Consider the following 20,700-nt stretch of genomic DNA (forward strand, 5'->3'; position numbering starts at 1 on the left):
TGACTCATGGGAGCCCAGCTCCGGGTCTACAAGCGTCGCATCCGATCCGTCACCGCGACCAAGAAGATCACCAAGGCGATGGAGATGATCGCCGCCTCGCGCGTCGTCAAGGCGCAGCGCAAGGTGGCGGCCTCCGCGCCGTACGCGACCGAGCTCACCCGCGCGGTCACGGCGGTCGGCACCGGTTCGAACACGAAGCACGCGCTGACCACGCAGGCCGAGACGGTCGTGCGGTCCGCGGTGCTGCTCCTCACGAGCGACCGCGGGCTCGCCGGCGCCTTCAACTCCAACGCCATCAAGGCCGCGGAGCAGCTGACGGCACGCCTCGAGGCCGAGGGCAAGCAGGTCGACACGTACATCGTCGGCCGGCGTGGTCTCGCGCACTACAACTTCCGTGAGCGCAAGGTCGCGGAGTCGTGGTCGGGCTTCACGGACGAGCCGACGTACGCGGACGCCAAGAAGGTCGCGGGTCCGCTGATCGAGGCCATCGAGAAGGACACGGCCGAGGGCGGCGTGGACGAACTCCACATCGTCTTCACCGAGTTCGTCTCGATGATGACGCAGACGGCGCTCGACGACCGTCTGCTGCCGCTGAGCCTCGACGAGGTGGCGAAGGAAGCAGCCCCCAAGGGCGAGATCCTTCCGCTGTACGACTTCGAGCCCTCGGCGGAGGACGTCCTCGACGCCCTGCTGCCGCGCTATGTGGAGAGCCGCGTCTACAACGCTCTCCTCCAGTCGGCAGCCTCGAAGCACGCCGCCACGCGGCGCGCGATGAAGTCGGCGACCGACAACGCGGGCGAGCTCATCGAGACGCTCTCCCGGCTTGCCAACGCGGCCCGCCAGGCCGAAATCACCCAGGAAATCAGCGAGATCGTCGGTGGCTCCGCAGCCCTGGCCGACGCGACCGCGGGGAGTGACAGGTAATGACGACGACAGTTGAGACGGCCGTTGCCACGGGCCGCGTCGCCCGGGTCATCGGCCCGGTCGTCGACGTGGAATTCCCCGTCGACGCCATGCCGGAGATCTACAACGCCCTTCACGTCGAGGTGGCCGACCCGGCCCTCGCCGGCGAGAAGAAGACGCTGACCCTGGAGGTCGCCCAGCACCTGGGTGACGGCCTGGTCCGCACGATCTCGATGCAGCCCACCGACGGTCTGGTCCGCCAGGCCCCGGTCACCGACACCGGCACGGGCATCACCGTCCCGGTCGGCGACTTCACCAAGGGCAAGGTGTTCAACACCCTCGGTGAGGTGCTGAACGTCGACGAGCAGTACGAGGGCGAGCGCTGGTCCATCCACCGCAAGGCTCCCAACTTCGACGAGCTCGAGTCGAAGACCGAGATGTTCGAGACCGGCGTCAAGGTCATCGACCTCCTCACCCCGTACGTCAAGGGTGGAAAGATCGGTCTGTTCGGCGGCGCCGGCGTCGGCAAGACGGTGCTCATCCAGGAGATGATCTACCGCGTCGCCAACAACCACGACGGTGTCTCCGTGTTCGCCGGCGTCGGTGAGCGCACCCGTGAGGGCAACGACCTCATCGAGGAGATGGCCGACTCGGGCGTCATCGACAAGACCGCCCTGGTCTTCGGTCAGATGGACGAGCCCCCGGGCACCCGTCTGCGCGTGGCCCTGGCCGGTCTGACCATGGCGGAGTACTTCCGCGATGTGCAGAAGCAGGACGTGCTGTTCTTCATCGACAACATCTTCCGCTTCACCCAGGCCGGTTCCGAGGTCTCGACCCTGCTCGGCCGGATGCCCTCCGCGGTGGGCTACCAGCCGAACCTGGCCGACGAGATGGGTCTCCTCCAGGAGCGCATCACCTCGACCCGTGGTCACTCGATCACCTCGATGCAGGCGATCTACGTCCCCGCGGACGACCTGACCGACCCGGCCCCGGCCACCACCTTCGCCCACCTCGACGCGACGACGGTTCTCTCCCGTCCGATCTCCGAGAAGGGCATCTACCCGGCCGTGGACCCGCTGGACTCCACGTCCCGCATCCTGGACCCCCGCTACATCGCGGCGGACCACTACAACACCGCGATGCGCGTCAAGACGGTCCTGCAGAAGTACAAGGACCTTCAGGACATCATCGCCATCCTCGGCATCGACGAGCTGGGCGAGGAGGACAAGCTCACCGTCCACCGCGCCCGTCGCGTGGAGCGCTTCCTGTCCCAGAACACCCACGTCGCCAAGCAGTTCACCGGCGTCGACGGGTCGGACGTGCCCCTGGACGAGTCGATCACCGCGTTCAACGCGATCATCGACGGCGACTACGACCACTTCCCGGAGCAGGCGTTCTTCCTGTGCGGTGGTATCGAGGACCTGAAGGCCAACGCCAAGGAGCTGGGCGTCTCCTGAACTCCCTGAGTTCGAAGTGAGCCCTTCGGCTCACGGCTGAGGGGGCGGGCGCGTCCCGCCCCCTCACGCACGCCCCTTAGACTTGTAACCAACACCCGGCAGAATCCGCCGGGTGGTGACCCGAGGAGCCACCTTGGCTGCTGAGCTGCACGTCGCGCTGGTCGCGGCCGACCGAGAGGTCTGGTCCGGCGAGGCCACCCTGGTCGTCGCGCGCACCACGTCCGGCGACATCGGCGTCATGCCCGGTCACCAGCCGCTGCTCGGTGTGCTGGAGTCGGGCCCGGTGACCATCCGTACGAGTGAGGGTGGAACGGTCGTCGCCGCGGTGCACGGCGGTTTCATCTCGTTCGCGGACAACAAGCTGTCGCTGCTGGCCGAGATCGCCGAGCTGTCGGACGAGATCGACGTCCAGCGCGTGGAGCGCGAACTCGAGCGCGCGAAGGCGGAGGGCGATGCCGCCGCCGAGCGTCGCGCGGACGTACGACTGCGTGCGGCGGCCTCGCGCTGAACCAGCGCGGAACCGCAGGACGTCACTCAGCCGCGGTCGGCACCGGAGCAATCCGGAGCCGACCGCGGCTGAGGCAGATATGGATGATTTTTCCGTTCCGTTACCTATTTTCGGTACCCAGGAGACGAGGAGGTCGGTGTCGATGGTCCTCGCTCTGACTGTGTGCGGAATTGTCGTGGCCCTGGTGGCGCTGGGGTTGTTCGTCTTCGGTCTGCGCCGCAGGCTCATCCAGCGCTCCGGCGGCACCTTCGACTGCTCCCTGCGCTGGGACGTCTCCGAGAAACCGGACACGAGCGGAAAGGGCTGGAGCTACGGGGTCGCCCGCTACAACGGCGACCGTATCGAGTGGTACCGCGTCTTCTCCTACGCCTACCGTCCGCGCCGGGTTCTGGAGCGCGGCTCGATCGAGGTGGCCGGCCGCCGCCTTCCCGAGGGCGAGGAGGAGCTGGCGTTGCTGTCCGACGCGGTGGTCCTCGTCTGTCTGCACCGGGGCACGCGCCTCGAACTCGCCATGAGCGAAGACGCGCTGACCGGTTTCCTCGCGTGGCTGGAGGCAGCCCCGCCCGGACAGAGAGTGAACGTGGCGTAGCCACATTCACTCTCTGGGTGGGGCTTCCCCGGGACTGAGTCCGGGGGAGCGTCAATGTCGCCCAGCGAACTTCTTTACGAAAGCCCGCTGTTGATGGCACTCACCAGCTCGCCGTTGCCGGTGTCTCCGCTGAACTCCCAGAAGAAGGCACCGCCGAGGCCCTGGTTCTTGGCCCAGGTCATCTTTCCGGCGATGGTGGCCGGGGTGTCGTAGGACCACCAGTTGTTGCCGCAGAAGGCGTAGGCCGTGCCGGCGATGGCGCCGTTGGCCGGGCAGGACGTCTTGAGGACCTTGTAGTCCTCGATGCCCTGCTCGTAGGTGCCGGCCGCGGGTCCGGTCGCCGTGCCGCCGGGCGCGGCCTGGGTGACGCCCGTCCAGCCGCGGCCGTAGAAACCGATGCCGATGAGCAGCTTGCTGGCGGGGACGCCCTTGGCCTTGAACTTGGCCATCGCGTCGGCCGTGGTGAACCCGGCCTGCGGGATGCCGTTGTACGTCGTCAGGGGGGAGTGCGGGGCGGTCGGACCGTCCGCGTCGAAGGCGCCGAAGAAGTCGTACGTCATCACGTTGTACCAGTTGACGTAGTTCGCGGCCCCCGCGTAGTCGGCGGCGTCGATCTTGCCGCCGGAGGTGCCGTCGGCCGTGGTGGCCGCGGTGACCAGGTAGTTCGCGCCGAACTTGGCGCGCAGTGCCTGCATCAGGTTCTTGTAGGCCGCCGCCCCGCTGGTGTCGCAGGACAGGCCGCAGGCGTTCGGGTACTCCCAGTCGATGTCGATGCCGTCGAAGACGTCGGCCCAGCGCGGGTCCTCGACCAGGTTGTAGCAGGACTGGGCGAACGCGGCCGGGTTGGCCGCGGCCTGGGCGAAGCCGCCGGACCAGGTCCAGCCGCCGAACGACCAGAGCACCTTGATGTGCGGGTACTTGGCCTTCAGCTGGCGCAGCTGGTTGAAGTTGCCGCGCAGCGGCTGGTCCCAGGTGTCGGCGACGCCGCTGACCGACTGGTCGGCGGTGAAGGCCTTGTCGTAGTCGGCGTAGGAGTCGCCGATCGCGCACTGGCCGTTCGTGACGTTGCCGAAGGCGTAGTTGATGTGTGTGATCTTCGCGGCCGAGCCCGACGTCACCAGGTTCTTGACGTTGTAGTTGCGGCCGTAGATGCCCCACTCGGTGAAGTAGCCGAGTCTGACCTTGTCGCCGGTGGTCGGGGGAGTGGTGCCGCCGCCGGTGGTGCGGACGGCGACCGCGCCGCCGGCCGGTCCCGTCTGGTCGGCGGTGTCACGGGCCCGGACGGCGTAGGAGTAGTCGGTGCCCGCGGTGAGACCGGTGTCGGTGTACGAGGTGGTCGTCACGGTGGCGACCTTGGCGCCGTCGCGCAGGACGTCGTAGTTCTTGACGCCCTTGTCGTCGGTGGCCGCGGACCAGGTCAGCCTCACCGAGGTGTCGGTCACGGAGGAGGCCGTGGGTGTGCCGGGGGCCGAGGGGGCGGCGTCGCCGGGGACCGACGTGCCGTCGCAGCCGCCGCCGTTGAGCTTGCAGTTGGACGGGGAGCCGGCGCCGGCGCCGTTGAAGCCGAAGGAGACCGAGGCGCCGGCGGCGAGGCTGCCGTTCCAGGACTTGTTCCTGGCGGTCCAGTGGGTGCCGGAGGACGTGACGTCGGCGTCCCAGGCGGAGGTGACGGAGGTGCCGGAGGGGAAGTCCCACTCGACCGTCCAGGAGCTCAGGGCGGTGGTGCCGGTGTTCTTCACCGTCCACCTGCCCTCGAAGCCGGTGCCCCAGTCGGAGGCCTTGGTGTAGGTGGCGGTTGCGGTCGGGGCGGCCTGGGCGGGGCTCGCCAGGCCGACCAGCCCGGCCAGGGGGAGCAACAGCGTGGCGAACCCTGCCGCGGCTCTGTGTCTGAAGCGCATCGCGCGCCTCCTCGGGGGAGTCGGGGGGGCGTGACTGAGCCTTCACGCCCACGGTGCCGCGAGAATAGAAAGGTCTGGACCACGGGTCAATAGGTCTGGACCACTGCGACTCACTTCGCTCCCGATTTCACCGGATGCCCAACTCCTGCGCCAGGACCGCCGCTTGCACCCGACTGCGCAGTCCCAGCTTGCCCAGCAGTCGGCTGACGTGCGTCTTCACCGTCGCCTCCGCCATGTCGAGGCGTTCGGCGATCCCCGCGTTGGACAGTCCCTGGCCCAGACAGGCGAGCACCTCGCGTTCACGCCGGGTCAGCGGGTCGAGCGCGGCCGGATCGGCCGCGGGCGTGCGGACCGGGCGCGCGGCGAACTCGGCGATCAGACGGCGTGTCACGGCCGGGGCGATCAGCCCGTCCCCGGCGGCCACGGTGCGGACCGCGGTCAGCAGATCCCGCGCCTCAGTGTTCTTGAGCAGGAATCCGGCCGCACCGGCCCGCAACGCACCGAACACATAGGCGTCGAGGTCGAAGGTGGTCAGGACCAGGACGTCGGCCAGCCCCTCCGCGACGATCCTCCGGGTCGCCGACACCCCGTCCAGCAGCGGCATCTGAACGTCCATCAGCACCAGGTCGGGACGCAGCTCCCGGGCCAGCGCCACCGCCTGCTCCCCGTCCGCGGCCTCCCCGACCACCTCGATGTCGGACGCGCTGCGCAGGATGAGAACGAGTCCGGCGCGGACGGCGGACTGGTCCTCGGCGACCAGGACACGGACGGCGGAACTCACAGGGCCCCTCCTTGCTCATGCGGGCTCTCCCCCTACGAGGGGCAGCACGGCGTGCACGGTCCAGCGCGAGCCCTGCGGCCCGGCGGCGAACGTGCCGCCGAGCAGCGCGGCCCGCTCCCGCATCCCGACGAGTCCGGCCCCGGAGCCGGGGGCGCGGGGCCCGTCCCGGCGGCCGTACGGACTGCCGACCCGCAGGTCGAGTGCGCCGTCGCGCTGCACGAGGCCGACGGTGACCCGGCCGGGGCACGCGTGCTTCAGCGCATTGGTCAGCGATTCCTGGACGATGCGGTAGGCGGCGAGTCCGACCGGGGTCGGGACCTCGCCGTGGTCGGCGTCGAGGGTGACGTCGAGCCCGTTGGCGCGGGCGCCGTCGACCAGGGAACGCAGGCCTTCGAGGGTGGGGGCGGCCGCCGGCTCGCACTCCCCGCCGTCGTCGCGCAGGATCCCGATCAGCCGCCGCATCTCCGCCAGCCCCTCGACGCTGTTCTCGCGGATGACGGACAGCGCCTGCCTGGATGTGTCCGGGTCGTCGATCGAGAGCGCGGCCGTCGAGTGGATGGCGATCGCCGACAGGTGGTTGGCGACCATGTCGTGCAACTCCCGCGCCATGCGCGCCCGCTCGGCCGTGACCGCCTGGGCCCGGTCGATCTCGGCGAGCAGCGCGGTCTGCTCGGCCCGCAGCCGTGCGGCCTCGGCGGCGTCACGATGGTCGCGCACGATCCAGCCGGTGGCGGCGGGCCCGTACGCGACGACGCCCACGACCACGCCGATCAGCAGCGCCTCCGGCACCCGCCACACCGCGAACGGCACCAGCGTTCCCGCCACCGTGAGCAGCCCGGTGATCCACTGGATACGGCGGGCGGAGGCGAGCGGGCCGTACAGGACGGCCGCGTACATGACGTCGGTGAACATCAGGAGGGTGGACAGACTGCCCTGGGTCACCAGATCCGCGCAGAACGCGGCCGTGGCCGTGAGCAGGGCCGCGCGCGGGGCCGTGCGGCGCATCAGTTCGCAGCCCGCCGTCACCAGCAGAGGCGGCAGGACGGGCCAGGGGCCGTCGAACAGCGTGATCGGGTCGCTGGACGGCCGGGTGCCCAGGCCGGCGACGACGAGCAGCAGTCCGCCGAGCAGTCCGCCGACCGCGATGCGGACGTCGAACCGGTGCGGGCGGGGCAGTCGTCGTGCGGGCATGCCCTCCATCCAACACGCCCCGCGACCCGTGCGCCTGCTCCTCGGGAACGGTCCCGAACTGCATCTTTCGATGTACCGCGAGTTCGTCACCGGCGACGACGAACGCGGCCGCGCGCTGCGGGAGCCTGGGACGGCGAACGAGAGGAGCGGACCGTGATCGTCACGCTGATCATCGCCTGCGAGGTGGCCTTCTGGGTGCTGCTGGCCGCCGGGCTGGCCTTCCGGTACGTGTTCCGGATGCCGCGGCTGGGCCTCGCCCTGCTGCTGTGCGAGCCGCTGCTGGAGATCGTGCTGTTCGCCGTGACCGCGACCGACCTCAGGAACGGCGCCGAGCCGGACTGGCGGCACGGCCTCGCCGCCGTCTACATCGGCTTCACCGTGGGCCTCGGCCACTCCACGATCAAGTGGGCGGACGCCCGCGTCGCCCACCGCTTCGCGGGCGGACCGCCGCCGGTGAGGCCGCCGAAGTACGGCAGGGCCCGCGCCGTTCACGAATGGAAGGTCGCGGGCCGCTGGACCCTCGCCGCCCTGGTCGCCGTCGCCCTGCTCCAGGCGGCCGTCCGGTACGTCGGCGGCGACGGCGACACCGGCTCGCTGCGGGCGTGGCAGCAGCGGATGCTGTTCGTCGTCGGCGTCAACGTCGTCATCGCCGCGAGCTACACCCTCTTCCCGAAGCGGGAGCCGAAGGGCGGCCCGGAGCCGGAACCGAAGGACGGCCCGGAGCGGGAACCGGCCAAGATGGACTAGCGCTCCCCGCCCGGCACCCACAGCACGTCCCCGGCCGCCTTGTTGGCGGTGCGGGCGAGGATGAACAACAGGTCCGACAGCCGGTTGAGGTAGGTCGCGGTGAGCGGGTTCATCCGCTCGCCGTGCGCCTCCAGGGCGGCCCACGTGGAGCGTTCGGCGCGCCGGACCACCGTGCACGCCTGATGCAGCAGGGCCGCGCCCGGGGTGCCGCCGGGCAGGATGAACGAGCGCAGCTTGTCCAACTGCTCGTTGAAGCGGTCGCAGTCCGCCTCCAGCCGGTCGATGTAGAACTGCTCGACCCTCAGGGGCGGGAACTCCGGGTTCTCCACCACCGGCGTCGACAGGTCGGCACCCACGTCGAACAGGTCGTTCTGGACGCGGACGAGGACCTCGGCGACCTCCTCGTCCAGGCCGCCGAGCGCGATCGCCGTGCCGATCACCGCGTTCGCCTCGTTGGCGTCCGCGTAGGCGGCGATCCTGAGGTCGGTCTTGGCGACCCGGCTCATGTCGCCGAGGGCGGTGGTGCCCTGGTCGCCGGTCCTGGTGTAGATGCGCGTCAGATTGACCATGCCGCCAATCTAGACCGTCCCCGCGCATCCGCTCCGTTCCCTTCGTCACGGTCCGCGGGGCGGCGGATCGGCGGCCCTTCGCGGGGGGCGGAGCCTGCTCAGGACGGGGTCAATCGGAGTGAATCGGACAGGATTTGACGACGTGACCGGCGTCTCACGCCCTGAGACGTGAGACGCGTTACTAACCGGTCACGCAGCGCCTCACGACCGCTAATCTCCGGCCGAGAGGCACATGGACAGGCAACCGGGGCGGCTGCGCCGGATGGTTGACGCCGGTGACATCGGACGCGTGAGCGGGCAGGGCTCTACAGGCACCGGAACCGCACAGGTCCCAGGAGCCTCACCCTTGCGGGTGAATTGGGTATCGGTTCGCTCACAGACGGCAACCTCTGACCGCTTCTCGCAGTCAGAGGATGCAACACCGGACACCACCACCGCGGAGCACGAGACGCACGCTTAGGGGAGCGCTATGCACATCAAGGGCGACCACGTCGAGCTGGTCGTCGGGGGCCGCCTCGACGTCCGCAGCGCGGCGGACGCCCGTACGGCCCTGCACACGGCGGTCGACGACGGAGTGGGCGACCTGGTGCTCGACCTGTCCGGACTCGACTCGTGGGACGCCACCGGTCTCGGCGTCATCATGGGCGTCCACCGGCGGGCCGGCCGCTGCGGCCGGCGCCTGGTGCTGCGCGGTGTGCCGCCGCAGATGCAACGACTGCTGGTCGCCACCCGGCTGCACCGGATCCTCGCGATCGAGGGCGGCATCGGAGTGGAGTCCCTGCCCCGCGTGTGACGAGCAGGGGGTGTGGCCTGCGACGGGAAGCGTGGGACGGGCGCGACGGGTGCGAGAATCCGGGTGCAATCCTCACGAGACCGTGACGCTTCGGGCGGCCCGGCACCCCGGGCTGTCGTAGATACTGTGCGAAGGTTTACGGTTCGTCTGCCCGCCGCCCGCAGCCCTCGAGCGGGCACCGGACCAGAAGCGACAGCCCAGTGTGCGGCCAGGCCGGGAGGGGCTACCGCCACACGACGCTTTTGGGGGGCTTGACCCATGGACCCGAACACCCGGGGACCCGAGGAGCACGGCCACGACGCGGGGGACGCCTCCCGGTCGAGCGCCTTCGACTCCGGGCCCGGCCAGACCTCGCGCCCGCGCCCGTCCAGGGACCCCCTCACCCCCGACTTCGGCCAGCCCGCCGCCGCCCTGGCCCGCACGGTGCGCCTGGTCGCCGGCGACCATCTGCTCACCGTCAACCCCGTCGACGGCAGCGAGATCGAGCTGTGCCCGCCTGGGGGCACCGCCCGCTCGAGCGCAGCCGAGAGTGGGGGAGAACGGGCCGAGCGGCCCGCCCGGCGCACGCCCGAGCGGCGCGCCGAGGCCGAGCGCACCGCCCGTCCGCCCGTTCCCGCCGGAGCCGCCCCGCCCGCGCGGCCGCTTCTCGGCCGGCAGGACGAACGCGAACAACTGGTCCGTCTCCTGGCCCGCGGCCGCTCCGTCCGCCTCACCGGCGCCCCCGGCTCCGGCCGCACCAGCCTCCTCGACCTGGTCGCCGAGGACTGCGAGGACCTCGCCCCCGACGGCGTCGTCCGCCTCAGCGGCCGCCGGCGCACCACCGCCGACCTGCTGCAGGACCTCTTCCACGCCGTCTACGACGCCCCCCGGCACCGCCCCGACGAGGACGAGCTGCGCGACCTGGTCCGCGAGATCGGCGCGGTCGTGGTGGTCGACGACCTCGACCTCGGCGGCGCCGCCCTCGATGATCTGCTGGACGCGACGCCCGAGTGCGCCTTCCTGCTCGGCGCGACGCCGGACACCCCGCTGCCCTCCGCGGACTCCGCCGTCGAGGAGGTCGTCCTCCCCGGTCTCGACCGCGCGGGCGGCGTAGAGGTCATCGAGCGGGCCGTCGGCCGCGTGCTCACCGAGGAGGAGGCCAACTGGGCCGGCGACCTCTGGTTCGAGTCGGAGGGCCTGCCGCTGCGGTTCGTGCAGGCAGGCGCCCTGCTCGCGCAGCGCGACCGGCTGCGGGCCAGTGCCGACGCGGTAGACGCGTTCGGCGTCTTCGAGGACGCCCGGCCGCTTTCCACCCCCGTCGACGCCGTCGCCGGGGCCGGGGAGGCCGAGGAGATACCCCTGCCCTCCCTCGGCGAGGCCGCCGCGCCGGCGCCCCTGCTCGCCGCCCGCCTCAGCGCCTCCGCCCGCGACACCCTGCGGTTCGCCGTCGCCCTCGGCGGCGAGGTCCCGCACCAGGCCCATCTGCCCGCCCTGGTGGGCGACACCCACGCCGACGCGGCCCTCGGCGAGCTGGCCGGCTGCGGGCTCGTCTCCCCGGTCGGCAACCGCTACCGCCTCGCCGCCGGAGTCCAGGCCCAGCTCGAGGCCGCCGGATACGCCGACGACGTCGAGACCCGCGCTCACGCCGCAGCCCAGCACTACGCCTGGTGGACCGGCCACCCCTCGGTCACCCCGGAACGGGTCTGCGCGGAGGCGGACGCCGTCCTCGCCGCCCTCGCGGCGGTCGTCCCGGACACCACCCGGCCCGAGGAGGGCGAGGAGGCCACCGCCGTCCAACTCGCCCGCACGGCGGCACCCGCGCTCGCCGCGGGGCTCCAGTGGAGCGCCTGGTCGAGCGCGCTGCACGAGGGCGCGGAGGCCGCCCGGCTCGCGGCGCAGTCCGCGGACCGCGCCTACTTCCACCACGAGCTCGGCGTCCTCGCGCTGTGCACCGGGGACCTCGACCGGTCCCGTTCCGAGCTGGAGGCCTCGCTCGCCCTGCGCGGCACGATCGCCGACAAGCGCGGCACCGTCGCCGGCCGCCGCGCCCTCGCGCTGGTCGCCGACCGCTCGGGCGACGTGCCGGGACTGCCCGCCGCGACGTTCGGCGGCGAGACGCCCGACGCGCGTCACGAGGAACAGGCGTCCCCGCCCCGCGGCGTACAGGCGCCGCTCCCGACCTTCCCGCCGGAGGCCGAGACCCTCGTCGCCCGCCGCGAACCGCCCCCCGAGCCGATGCGTCACAGCCTCGGCGGCCTGCGGAGCCTGGCCAGGCGCAACCTGGTCGGGGTCGGCGCCGGCGCGTTGCTCGTCGCCGTGCTGGGCACCGTGGTCACGCTCGGCGCGACCTCGAACAAGGACGCCGACGACCCTTCCGACCGGGTCGGCGTCAACCCGTCCGTCTCCACCGGCGTCGACGGCGGTGACGTCGGCGCGGACACCCCCGGCGACGACAAGGGCTCCGCCGACACGGGCGAGGCGACCAGCAGGCCGACGGACCCGGGTGCCGACGGGACCATGGGCACCTCGGACGACCCGACGCCCACGGGTTCGGCGGAGCCGTCGTCGGGGGCGAGCGGCTCGGGGGATCCCGGGGACGGGAAGCCCTCCGGCCCGCCCGAGCCGAGCGGCAGTCCGTCGGCCGGCCCGACCGGGTCCGGGTCGGCTTCGCCCTCGGCGTCCGCGTCCTCCAGCGGCGGGACCGGCTCGGCGTCGCCGTCGCCGTCCACTTCGGAGACCGGCGCACCGACCCCCTCCGGCAACACCTCGACCTCGGCCGGCGACTCCATGTCCTCCGCCCCCGTCGGCAGCACGATGAGCTCCTCCGGGCGATCCGGCCCCTCCGGTGCGGCGGCGACCTCGCCGGACGAGGTCATCTGAGCCGCGGGGGCACGGCTTTGGGCACACGACAGGGCCGGGTTCCTCTTCGGGAACCCGGCCCTCGTCGTCGTGCGGACGCCGTACGGATGCCGTCCGGCGGTCGTGCGGACGCCGTACCCGACGTCAGAACAGCCGCAGTTTGTCGTCCTCGATGCCGCGCATGGCGTTGTAGTCGAGGACCGTGCAGCCGATGCCGCGGTCCGTGGCGAGGACGCGGGCCTGGGGCTTGATCTCCTGGGCGGCGAAGACGCCGCGGACCGGGGCGAGATGCGGGTCGCGGTTCAACAGCTCGAGGTAGCGGGTGAGTTGCTCGACCCCGTCGATCTCGCCGCGTCGCTTGATCTCCACCGCGACGGTCTGCCCGTCGGCGTCCCGGCACAGGATGTCGACCGGGCCGATGGCCGTCATGTACTCGCGGCGGATGAGGGTGTAGCCCTCGCCGAGGGTCTCGATGCGGTCCGCGAGCAGTTCCTGCAGGTGCGCTTCCACGCCGTCCTTGATCAGGCCGGGATCGACGCCCAGTTCGTGCGACGAGTCGTGGAGGATCTCCTCCATCGTGATGATGAGCTTCTCACCGCCCTTGTTGACGACGGTCCAGACACCCGCCACGCCTTCGGAGTCCCCCGCGTCCTCCTTCAGCGTGCAGGGCGGCGACATCCAGTTGAGGGGCTTGTAGGCCCGGTCGTCCGCGTGGATGGAGACGCTGCCGTCCGCCTTCACCAGGATCAGACGGGGGGCGGAGGGGAGGTGGGCGGTGAGCCGGCCGGCGTAGTCGACGGAGCACCGGGCGATGACGAGACGCATGGTCGGCAACGCTATCCGACGCCCCGTGGTGCCCGCGATCCGCCCGCCCGTCCGACGGTCCCGCACGCAACGGGCCACCCTTGCGCCCCGCCCCTTTTGATCAGGAAAACCTCTGTTCGACAGTGGCCGATTGTGTGCCCAACAGGCCTTCCCTATGTGCTCATTCTCCTGGTGCGGTCACCGTCCGTTGCCTACCGTAGTGAACGGGAGGTCGCGATGCGTGTACTCAGCGTGTGCGGTGTTTCGGCATGGCGGGCTCCCCTTCCCTGTCCGTCAACCCTCGTCGTTCTCGGGGGTGCGAGAGGAGTACCCATGTCGCTCGACGTCTCACCGGCCCTACTCGATCAGGCCGAGCGAGGCGAGGTCGACGAAGCAGAATTCGTCGACTGCGTCCGGACCTCCCTGCCCTACGCATGGGAGATGGTCAGCTCCCTGGTGGCCCAGCTGAAGGTGGACGGCGGAGACTTCGCCGACAACCAGACGCCCCCGCCGGACGAGCAGGCACGCGGGCAGCTGCTGCGCGCGCTCGCGAGTGACGCCATACGCGGCGCGCTGCAGCGGCACTTCGGTGTGCGGCTCGCCTTCCAGAACTGCCACCGGGTGGCGGTGTTCCCGTTGGACTCGGCTGTCGACGAGAAGCTGGACCGCTTCACCTCGATCCGCAGCCAGGTGCTCAACCAGTCCCCGGAATTCCGGGACTGCTGACGGCATGACGATGTCGCTTGCCGCTCCTGATGCGGGAGGTTTCCGACACCACGGGAGCATCACGGGAGCGGCAGGCTCAGCGGCCGGCTGGGCCGCTCACCGGAGGTGGGGGAGCACCTCCGAGCCCAGCCGCCGTACGTTCTCCTCGGTGGCCGCCAGGTCGCCGGAGCCCTCGACGAGCAGGGCGAAGCGCGAGATGCCCGTCCGCTCGCTGGTGGCCGCGAGGCGGTCGGCGCAGAGCCGCGGGGTGCCCACCGGGTGCAGCCCGCAGAGCAGTTCGGTGTACGCCACCGGGTCCCGCATGGAGCGGGGCCGGCCGTCCACCGTGACATGGGCGTCGAGCCCCTGCTTCAGCCAGCCCGGCATGGCCTTCACCAGGGTCTCCACCGCGTCCGTGCGCCGGTCCGCGATCTGGCAGACGCCCGCCGAGACATGCGCCGCGCCGCGGATCTCGCCCTCGGACCGCCCGGCGGCGCGGGCGAACCGCCGCCACTGGGCGACCATCTCGGCCTTCTCCTCGTCCCCGACGTGCATGCCGAGCAGCATCGGCAGGCCGCGTTCGGCGGCCAGCCGCACGCTCGCGGGGGAGGTGCAGGCGACGACGACCTCCGGCCCCGTGCCCTCCGTCAAAGCCTCCGACGGGCGGGGCACGACGGGGACTTCACGGAAGCGGAAGCGCTCGCCGTCGGCTCCCACCGAAGGTTCACGCAGCCAGCGCACCAGCAGATCGAGTGATTCCGGGAACCCCTTCTCGTACGCCTCCAGGCCGGAGCCGAACACCTCGAGGTCGACCCACGGCCCGCCGCGGCCGACGCCCAGCGAGAAGCGGCCGCCGCTGGTCAGGTGCAGCAGCGCGGCCTGTTCGCCGAGCGCGACGGGATGGACGGTGGGCAGCACACTGACCGCCGTGCCCACCCTGATGCGGCGGGTGCGGCCCAGCAGCAGAGCGGCGAGGGTGACCGCCGACGGACAGGTGCCGTACGGCACGAAGTGGTGCTCGGCCAGCCAGACCGAGTCGAGCCCCGCCTCCTCGGCGACCTCGGCCGAGCGGACCGCGCGGTGCAGCGCCTCGCCCTGACCCTGGCCCGGGAACTGGGCCCCCAACACAAAACTTCCAACGCGCATGGACTTTCCTGCTTCCTTGGCTCCGACACGGAGCTCCCCCACCCGGCATAACCGTCCGACACGTGCCGAGGACACGGCCTGGCGGAGAGATTTGCGGATTGTCTGCCGAATGCGGCGTCCGGGAAAGGGGCCTGCGGGTCCGCTGCCCCTCGGGTGCCCGGGCTCGCGCCGCGTACGCTGGAGAACGGCCCTGCCCCCTGTATAGCCCCGTGAGGTGTCCTGTGTCGCCGCGTCGCAACCGACCCAAGGATGAGGGCTCGTCGGGCCGGAGCGCCGAGGACGACCGCGCGAGCCGCTACGGCGGCTGGGAGTCGGCGCAGGACTGGCGCGGCGAAGAGTGGAGCGTACGGCATGTGGCCGGGGCGAGCGCCCAGGGCAAAACGTACCGGTGCCCCGGCTGCGACCAGTTGATCCCCGGCGGCGTCCCGCACGTGGTGGCCTGGCCGGAGCACGCAGGCGTCGACGACCGGCGTCACTGGCACAAGGCGTGCTGGAACGCACGGGACCGCCGCACCCCGGGGATGCAGCGGTCCCGCAACGCACCCAGGTTCTGAACCCGGGGGCGCGCTCGGCGTGGGGGTGCGGTGGCCTACACGTCCCGCTTCTCCAGGAGCACGAAGGCGGCGCCGAGCACGACGGCCGTCATACCCAGCGCGATCCACAGCGGGTCCCAGCCGCTCGGGCCGCTCTCGCTGAGCGAGGCCGCGTAGAAGACGCTGAGCTGGCTGGGGATCGAGTACTCGAAGAGGGCCTGGCGCAGGCTCTCCAGCGAGGACGAGAACATGAAGATCGCGATGACCAGCGGGGCCAGCAGCAGGCCGATCATGATGGTGATGGCGCCCGCCGAGTGCCGGATGATCGAGCCGACGGCCAGCGACAGCAGCCCCAGCAGTGCCAGGTAGAGGGATACGCCCACGGTGGCCTTCAGCCACTCCGCGCCGCTCGGCTCGCGGGCGCCGGACAGCATCGCCACCTGGATCACGGCCACGAAGGCCGACGCCACGAGCGTCACCGTGAAGGCGACGGCGAAGAACACGATCGCCTTCGCGGCGAGGACCCGGCCGCGCGAGGGGCAGGCGACCATGGTCGTGCGGATCATGCCGGTGCCGTACTCCGAGGCCGTGGTGAGCACGCCGAGCGTGATGACGCACATGCTGCCCAGCAGCAGTCCGAAGAAGCCGAAGGGCAGCGCGGTGTCGCCCGAGAGGTCCTGCTCGGAGGCGTTCGCGGCGACGATCGCGCCGGCCCCCAGCCCGATGCCGACGACGAGGAACACGTACACGCCGAGCGTCCACATGGTGGAGCGCACCGACCGGATCTTGGTCCACTCCGAGGCGATGGCGTTCCCGAGGTGGGTGCGCACGACCGGGATCGGCGAGGTGTAGACGGGGCCGGCCGCGGCGTACGAGGCGCCGGGCGCCGTCTGCCAGGCGGGTGCGGCCTGCGGCGTCGGGTGCTGCGGGGTGCTCATCGGGCGTCCTCGGACTCGGTCGGGGCGTCGGGGGCGGACACGGGCGCGGGCGCGGCTTCGGGCGCCGACGCGGCCGGCGCCGCGGGCGCGGGTGCCGGCGGCGCGGCCGGGGCCTGTGCGGGCGGCTGCGCGTACGGGTTGGCGGCGTTGTTCGGGCCGGGAGCCGAACCGGGCGCTCCGGGGGCGGCGTACGCCCCGTGGGCGGCCGCCAAAGGCGTCGGGGCCGGCTGCGGAGGCGCGTAGCCCTGCTGCTGCGGGGGCGGCGGGGCGTACCAGCCCGGCTGGCCCTGGCCCGGCACCGGCATCGGCGGCTGCGCCCCGGGCGGCAGCTGCTGCTGGAGGCCGGCCTTCTGGTCGATGGTCGACCGGTAGTCCACGGCGCCCTGCGTCATCCGCATGTACGCCTCCTCCAGGGAGGCCTGGTGCGGCGACAGCTCCCACAGACGGACGTCGCTGTCGTGGGCGATGTCGCTGATGCGGGGCAACGGCAGTCCGGTCACCCGCAGCGCGCCGTCCTGCTCGGGCAGGACGTGGCCGCCCGCCTCGGTGAGCGCCGAGGCCAGCTTCTCGCGCAGCTCCGGGTCGGTGTGCGGGGTGCGCACGCGCGCGAAGTCGGCGGAGTTGGCCGAGATGAAGTCCTTCACGCTCATGTCGGAGAGCAGCTGCCCGCGCCCGATGACGATCAGGTGGTCGGCGGTCAGCGCCATCTCGCTCATCAGGTGGGAGGAGACGAACACCGTGCGGCCCTCGGCGGCCAGCGCCTTCATCAGGTTGCGCACCCAGAGGATGCCCTCGGGGTCGAGGCCGTTGACCGGCTCGTCGAAGAGCAGCACCTGGGGGTCGCCGAGCAGGGCCGCCGCGATGCCGAGCCGCTGGCCCATGCCCAGGGAGAAGCCCTTGGAGCGCTTTCGGGCCACGTCCTGCAGGCCGACCACGCCGAGCACCTCGTCGACCCGCCGCGCCGGGATGCCGGACAGCTGGGCCAGGCTCAGCAGGTGGTTGCGGGCGTGCCGGCCGCCGTGCACCGCCTTGGCGTCCAGCAGGGCGCCCACCTGGCGGGCCGCGTTGGGCAGCCGGCGGTACGGGTAGCCGCCGATCGTCACCGACCCGGCGGTCGGGTTGTCCAGGCCCAGGATCATCCGCATGGTCGTGGACTTGCCCGAGCCGTTCGGCCCGAGAAAGCCCGTGACCGCCCCAGGGCGGACCTGGAAGGAAAGGTTGTACACAGCGGTCTTGTCGCCGTAGCGCTTGGTCAGGCCGACTGCTTCGATCATGCTCCGCACCCATCGAAAGGTTCAGGACAGCAGGGCACACGCCCCCGTAAGGGTTAGGAGACTATCGGGGCGCTGACGGTTCCGCCCAAAAGAAAGCAAAGCCCAAAGCGTTACGCATCGCGTTTCTTCAGCAGGAGGTAGCCGCCGGCGAGCGCCGCCACCGTCCACAACGTCATGATCGCGAACCCGCCCCAGGGCCCGTACGGGGTGTCGTCGTCGATCCGCGTGACCACCTGCATGACCCTGCTGCCCGCCTGGTCGGGCAGATACCGGCCGACCTTCTTCGTGGCGGAGACGTTGCCGAGGATGTTGGAGATCAGGAAGAAGAACGGCATCAGGATGCCGAGCGACAGCATCGGCGAGCGCAGCATCGTGGCCACGCCCATCGAGAAGACGGCGATGAGCGTCATGTACAGACCGCCGCCGATCACCGCCCGCAGGACGCCGCTGTCCTCGATCGACGCCCGGTGGGAGCCGAGCATGGCCTGCCCCAGGAAGAACGTGACGAAGCTGGTCACGAGCCCCACGGCCAGCGAGAGCCCGGTGGCCACCGCGATCTTGCTGAACAGGAAGACGCCGCGCTGCGGCACCGCGGCCAGCGAGGTGCGGATCATGCCGGTGCTGTACTCGTTCGACACCACCAGCACCCCGAACACGATCATCGCGAGCTGACCGAGGGTCATCCCGGCGAAGCTGACGAAGGTGGGGTCGAAGGAGAGCCGGTCGCCCCGGCTCATGTTGTCGAACTCGTGGCTCGACAGCGCCGAGATCAGCACACCGAGCGCGACGGTGACCACCACGGCGAGGGACAGTGTCCACACCGTGGACGCCACCGACCGGATCTTGGTCCATTCGGACCGGATGACCTGGGTCGCCGCCATCGTCAGCTCCTCGTCCAGTCGTCGCCCCACTGCTGCAGGGGCTGTACGTCGGGCGTGCCCGGCACGCCCGGGGACGCGTCCATCGGCACGTCCGTGTGCGCGTGGTACTGGACCGACTCCGCGGTCAGCTGCATGAACGCCTCCTCCAGGGAGGCCCGCTGGGGGCTCAGCTCGTGCAGCACGATCTGGTGCCGCGCGGCCAGCTCGCCGATGTGCTCGGGCTTGCCGTCGTCGACCTCCAGCACCCCGCCACCGGTCTCGACGACCACCGTCCCGGCGCCGTGCAGCACGTCGAGCAGCCGCTCCCGCTGCGGGGTGCGGATACGGACGTAGCTGCGCGAGTTCTGCGCGATGAAGTCGGCCATGGAGGTGTCGGCGAGCAGCCGGCCCTGCCCGATGACGACGAGATGATCCGCGGTGAGCGCCATCTCGCTCATCAGATGGGAGGAGACGAACACCGTCCGCCCCTGCGAGGCCAGCGATTTCATCAGCGTGCGGATCCAGTGGATGCCCTCGGGGTCGAGGCCGTTGACCGGCTCGTCGAACATCAGGATCCGCGGGTCGCCGAGGAGTGCGCCCGCGATGCCCAGCCGCTGGCCCATGCCCAGCGAGAACCCCTTGGCCTTCTTCCGCGCCACGGAGGTGAGCCCGACGGTGTCCAGCACCTCGTGCACCCGGCTGCGCGGGATGCCGTTGCTCTGCGCGAGACACAGCAGATGGTTGAAGGCGCTGCGCCCACCGTGCATGGCCTTCGCGTCCAGCAGGGCGCCGATGTAGGTGAGGGGATCCCTGAGCCGGTCGTAGTGCTGCCCGTCGATGAGGACGTCCCCCGCGGTCGGCCGGTCGAGACCGAGCATCATCCGCATGGTGGTGGACTTCCCGGCGCCGTTGGGACCGAGGAAGCCCGTGACGATGCCCGGCCTCACGGTGAAGCTGAGGTTGTTCACCGCCACCGTGTCGCCGTACCGCTTGGTCAGTCCCGACAGCTCGATCATGCGGCCACGCTAAAGCGCGGCAAAGCCCCCTGCCACCGGAGTGGCAGAGGGCTCGGCGATGTCCGTTCCCCGTACCCGCGGACGTTACCGGGTCTGCTGTGCCGGGACCCCGCGCGAGATCGGCTCGTCGTCCGTGGACGGCGCACCGGCCGCGGCCACCGCGGCGCCGGTCAGCGTGGCGAGCATCTCGCGGACGTTCGTCAGCTGGGCGTTGATGCTGTCGCGACGGTTGGTGAGCGCCGCCAGCTCGCGCTCGGACTCGGAGCGGATCCGGTCCGCCTTGGCGTTCGCGTCAGCCACGATGTCCTCGGCCTGGCGCTGCGCGGTCTCGACGGTCTGACGGGCACGACGCTCGGCGTCGGTGCGCAGCTTCTCCGCCTCCAGACGCAGCTGCTCCGCGCGGTGCTCGATCTCCGCGAGACGCTTCTCCGCCTTCTGCTGACGGGACGCCAGGTCGCGCTCCGACTGCTCGCGGCGCTTGGCCAGGTTGGTCTCGAAGTCGGCGGCCGCCTGCGCGGCCTTCGCGCGGGTCTCCTCGAAGAGGGCGTCCGCCTCCTCACGCTTCGACTGCGCGTCCTTCTGCGCCTCGGAACGCAGCTGCGACGCGTCGCTCTTGGCCTTCTCGACGATCCGGACGCCCTCGTCCTCCGCCTTGGACTTGCGCTCCGCAGCGAACGATTCCGCGTCGTTGCGCACCTGCTGGGCGGCCGACTCGGCGAGCTCCCGGTGCTGCTCGGCCGCGCGACGGGCCTCCTCGCGCAGGTCCTTGGCCTCTTCCTCGGCGAGGCGGAGGATCTTCTCGACACGCGCGCCGAGGCCGGCGTACGACGGCTCCGCGTCGCTTACCTGGGCCTGGGCGTTCTGCGTCTCGAGGTGGAGCTCCTCGATGCGCTTTTCCAGAGCAGTGATACGAGCCAGAGCGCTGTCACGGTCGGAGACGAGCTTCGAGATGCGTTCGTCCACCTGAGCGCGGTCGTACCCACGCCGCACAAGCTCGAAGCCGTAGGGGGAAGTGTCGCTCATGGGGTTCCTGTCGAATGAGACCGGTGAGGTGATAGGTGGAATCCTAGGGGCCTGAGCGGTGTGTCATCGAGCGTATGCGTGTTTGATCTGGAGAATGACACCCCTTTTGGGTGGCTGAGCGGCACAC

General features: G+C 71.2%; 21 protein-coding genes. 10 read left to right on the forward strand and 11 right to left on the reverse strand.

Translation table 11 applies throughout. The annotated features are described in order from the left end of the window. The first annotated feature begins 6 nt into the window (after positions 1-6). From QF032_RS26745 to QF032_RS26760, 4 genes are all read left to right on the forward strand, one after another. The gene (locus tag QF032_RS26745; protein ID WP_306949249.1) at positions 7-924 is read left to right on the forward strand and encodes a F0F1 ATP synthase subunit gamma; all 918 of its coding nucleotides are present in this window, start codon (positions 7-9) and stop codon (positions 922-924) included. Then, positions 924-2,360 carry a F0F1 ATP synthase subunit beta gene (atpD, locus tag QF032_RS26750; protein WP_307045978.1) on the forward strand — a complete coding sequence of 479 codons (1,437 nt, stop codon included), beginning with the start codon at positions 924-926 and terminating at the stop codon, positions 2,358-2,360. Before QF032_RS26745 ends, atpD begins: the two co-directional genes overlap by 1 nt. A gap of 133 nt (positions 2,361-2,493) precedes the next feature. Further along, positions 2,494-2,868: a F0F1 ATP synthase subunit epsilon gene (locus tag QF032_RS26755; RefSeq protein WP_020131175.1), complete on the forward strand. Its 375-nt coding sequence runs from the start codon at positions 2,494-2,496 to the stop codon at positions 2,866-2,868. Between the two features lie 142 nt (positions 2,869-3,010). Continuing rightward, entirely contained in the window at positions 3,011-3,457 is a 447-nt protein-coding gene (locus QF032_RS26760) for a DUF2550 domain-containing protein (protein ID WP_306949247.1), read from the forward strand. Between the two features lie 74 nt (positions 3,458-3,531). Here QF032_RS26760 and QF032_RS26765 read toward each other — a convergent pair whose 3' ends face one another. The 3 genes from QF032_RS26765 to QF032_RS26775 form a co-directional block, all read right to left on the reverse strand. Continuing rightward, positions 3,532-5,355, reverse strand: a complete 1,824-nt coding sequence (locus tag QF032_RS26765; RefSeq protein ID WP_307057767.1) for a glycoside hydrolase family 18 chitinase — start codon at positions 5,353-5,355, stop codon at positions 3,532-3,534. A 127-nt stretch (positions 5,356-5,482) separates the two neighbouring features. After that, complete coding sequence (locus tag QF032_RS26770) at positions 5,483-6,136, reverse strand: response regulator (protein ID WP_307057769.1); 654 nt, start codon at positions 6,134-6,136, stop codon at positions 5,483-5,485. A gap of 15 nt (positions 6,137-6,151) precedes the next feature. Continuing rightward, positions 6,152-7,327: a sensor histidine kinase gene (locus QF032_RS26775; protein WP_307045982.1), complete on the reverse strand. Its 1,176-nt coding sequence runs from the start codon at positions 7,325-7,327 to the stop codon at positions 6,152-6,154. On the opposite strand from QF032_RS26775, the gene QF032_RS26780 reads away from it, so the two are divergent. Continuing rightward, a complete protein-coding gene (locus QF032_RS26780) occupies positions 7,326-7,484 on the forward strand; it encodes a hypothetical protein (RefSeq protein WP_307045983.1) in 159 nt (52 codons plus the stop codon). The two genes, QF032_RS26775 and QF032_RS26780, sit on opposite strands and share 2 nt — an antisense overlap. Continuing rightward, positions 7,481-8,074 carry a hypothetical protein gene (locus QF032_RS26785; protein WP_307057771.1) on the forward strand — a complete coding sequence of 198 codons (594 nt, stop codon included), beginning with the start codon at positions 7,481-7,483 and terminating at the stop codon, positions 8,072-8,074. The genes QF032_RS26780 and QF032_RS26785 overlap by 4 nt, the downstream gene beginning before the upstream one ends. Here the strand turns inward: QF032_RS26785 and QF032_RS26790 are convergent. Further along, positions 8,071-8,643, reverse strand: coding sequence for a cob(I)yrinic acid a,c-diamide adenosyltransferase (locus QF032_RS26790; protein ID WP_306949242.1), 573 nt, complete (start codon positions 8,641-8,643; stop codon positions 8,071-8,073). The genes QF032_RS26785 and QF032_RS26790 overlap by 4 nt on opposite strands. A 469-nt stretch (positions 8,644-9,112) precedes the next feature. On the opposite strand from QF032_RS26790, the gene QF032_RS26795 reads away from it, so the two are divergent. Then, the gene (locus QF032_RS26795; protein WP_057584016.1) at positions 9,113-9,436 is read left to right on the forward strand and encodes an STAS domain-containing protein; all 324 of its coding nucleotides are present in this window, start codon (positions 9,113-9,115) and stop codon (positions 9,434-9,436) included. Positions 9,437-9,694: 258 nt separating this feature from the next. Beyond that, positions 9,695-12,295, forward strand: coding sequence for an ATP-binding protein (locus QF032_RS26800; RefSeq protein ID WP_307057773.1), 2,601 nt, complete (start codon positions 9,695-9,697; stop codon positions 12,293-12,295). 123 nt (positions 12,296-12,418) lie between these two features. Here the strand turns inward: QF032_RS26800 and nucS are convergent, their stop codons facing one another. After that, positions 12,419-13,099, reverse strand: coding sequence for an endonuclease NucS (gene nucS, locus QF032_RS26805; protein ID WP_173985563.1), 681 nt, complete (start codon positions 13,097-13,099; stop codon positions 12,419-12,421). Between the two features lie 312 nt (positions 13,100-13,411). On the opposite strand from nucS, the gene QF032_RS26810 reads away from it, so the two are divergent. After that, positions 13,412-13,804 (forward strand): SCO5389 family protein, encoded by a 393-nt coding sequence (locus tag QF032_RS26810; RefSeq protein ID WP_306949240.1) that lies wholly within the window; start codon positions 13,412-13,414, stop codon positions 13,802-13,804. A gap of 96 nt (positions 13,805-13,900) precedes the next feature. On the opposite strand, the gene QF032_RS26815 is transcribed toward QF032_RS26810, so the two are convergent. Continuing rightward, entirely contained in the window at positions 13,901-14,929 is a 1,029-nt protein-coding gene (locus QF032_RS26815; protein ID WP_306949239.1) for an LLM class flavin-dependent oxidoreductase, read from the reverse strand. A gap of 221 nt (positions 14,930-15,150) precedes the next feature. Between QF032_RS26815 and QF032_RS26820 the strand changes: the two genes are divergently transcribed. Then, the gene (locus QF032_RS26820) at positions 15,151-15,483 is read left to right on the forward strand and encodes an ATP/GTP-binding protein (RefSeq protein WP_307045989.1); all 333 of its coding nucleotides are present in this window, start codon (positions 15,151-15,153) and stop codon (positions 15,481-15,483) included. A gap of 35 nt (positions 15,484-15,518) precedes the next feature. Here QF032_RS26820 and QF032_RS26825 read toward each other — a convergent pair whose 3' ends face one another. From QF032_RS26825 to QF032_RS26845, 5 genes are all read right to left on the reverse strand, one after another. Continuing rightward, entirely contained in the window at positions 15,519-16,400 is an 882-nt protein-coding gene (locus QF032_RS26825) for an ABC transporter permease subunit (protein WP_307045991.1), read from the reverse strand. Then, the gene (locus QF032_RS26830) at positions 16,397-17,674 is read right to left on the reverse strand and encodes an ABC transporter ATP-binding protein (RefSeq protein WP_307045993.1); all 1,278 of its coding nucleotides are present in this window, start codon (positions 17,672-17,674) and stop codon (positions 16,397-16,399) included. The genes QF032_RS26825 and QF032_RS26830 overlap by 4 nt, the downstream gene beginning before the upstream one ends. A gap of 110 nt (positions 17,675-17,784) precedes the next feature. Next, positions 17,785-18,555 carry an ABC transporter permease gene (locus tag QF032_RS26835; protein ID WP_307045995.1) on the reverse strand — a complete coding sequence of 257 codons (771 nt, stop codon included), beginning with the start codon at positions 18,553-18,555 and terminating at the stop codon, positions 17,785-17,787. Between the two features lie 2 nt (positions 18,556-18,557). Further along, complete coding sequence (locus QF032_RS26840) at positions 18,558-19,550, reverse strand: ABC transporter ATP-binding protein (RefSeq protein WP_307045997.1); 993 nt, start codon at positions 19,548-19,550, stop codon at positions 18,558-18,560. Between the two features lie 84 nt (positions 19,551-19,634). Then, positions 19,635-20,573, reverse strand: a complete 939-nt coding sequence (locus QF032_RS26845) for a cellulose-binding protein (protein ID WP_306949233.1) — start codon at positions 20,571-20,573, stop codon at positions 19,635-19,637. Positions 20,574-20,700 lie beyond the last annotated feature (127 nt).

The sequence above is a fragment of the Streptomyces achromogenes genome (assembly GCF_030816715.1).
Taxonomy (GTDB): Bacteria; Actinomycetota; Actinomycetes; order Streptomycetales; family Streptomycetaceae; genus Streptomyces; species Streptomyces achromogenes_A.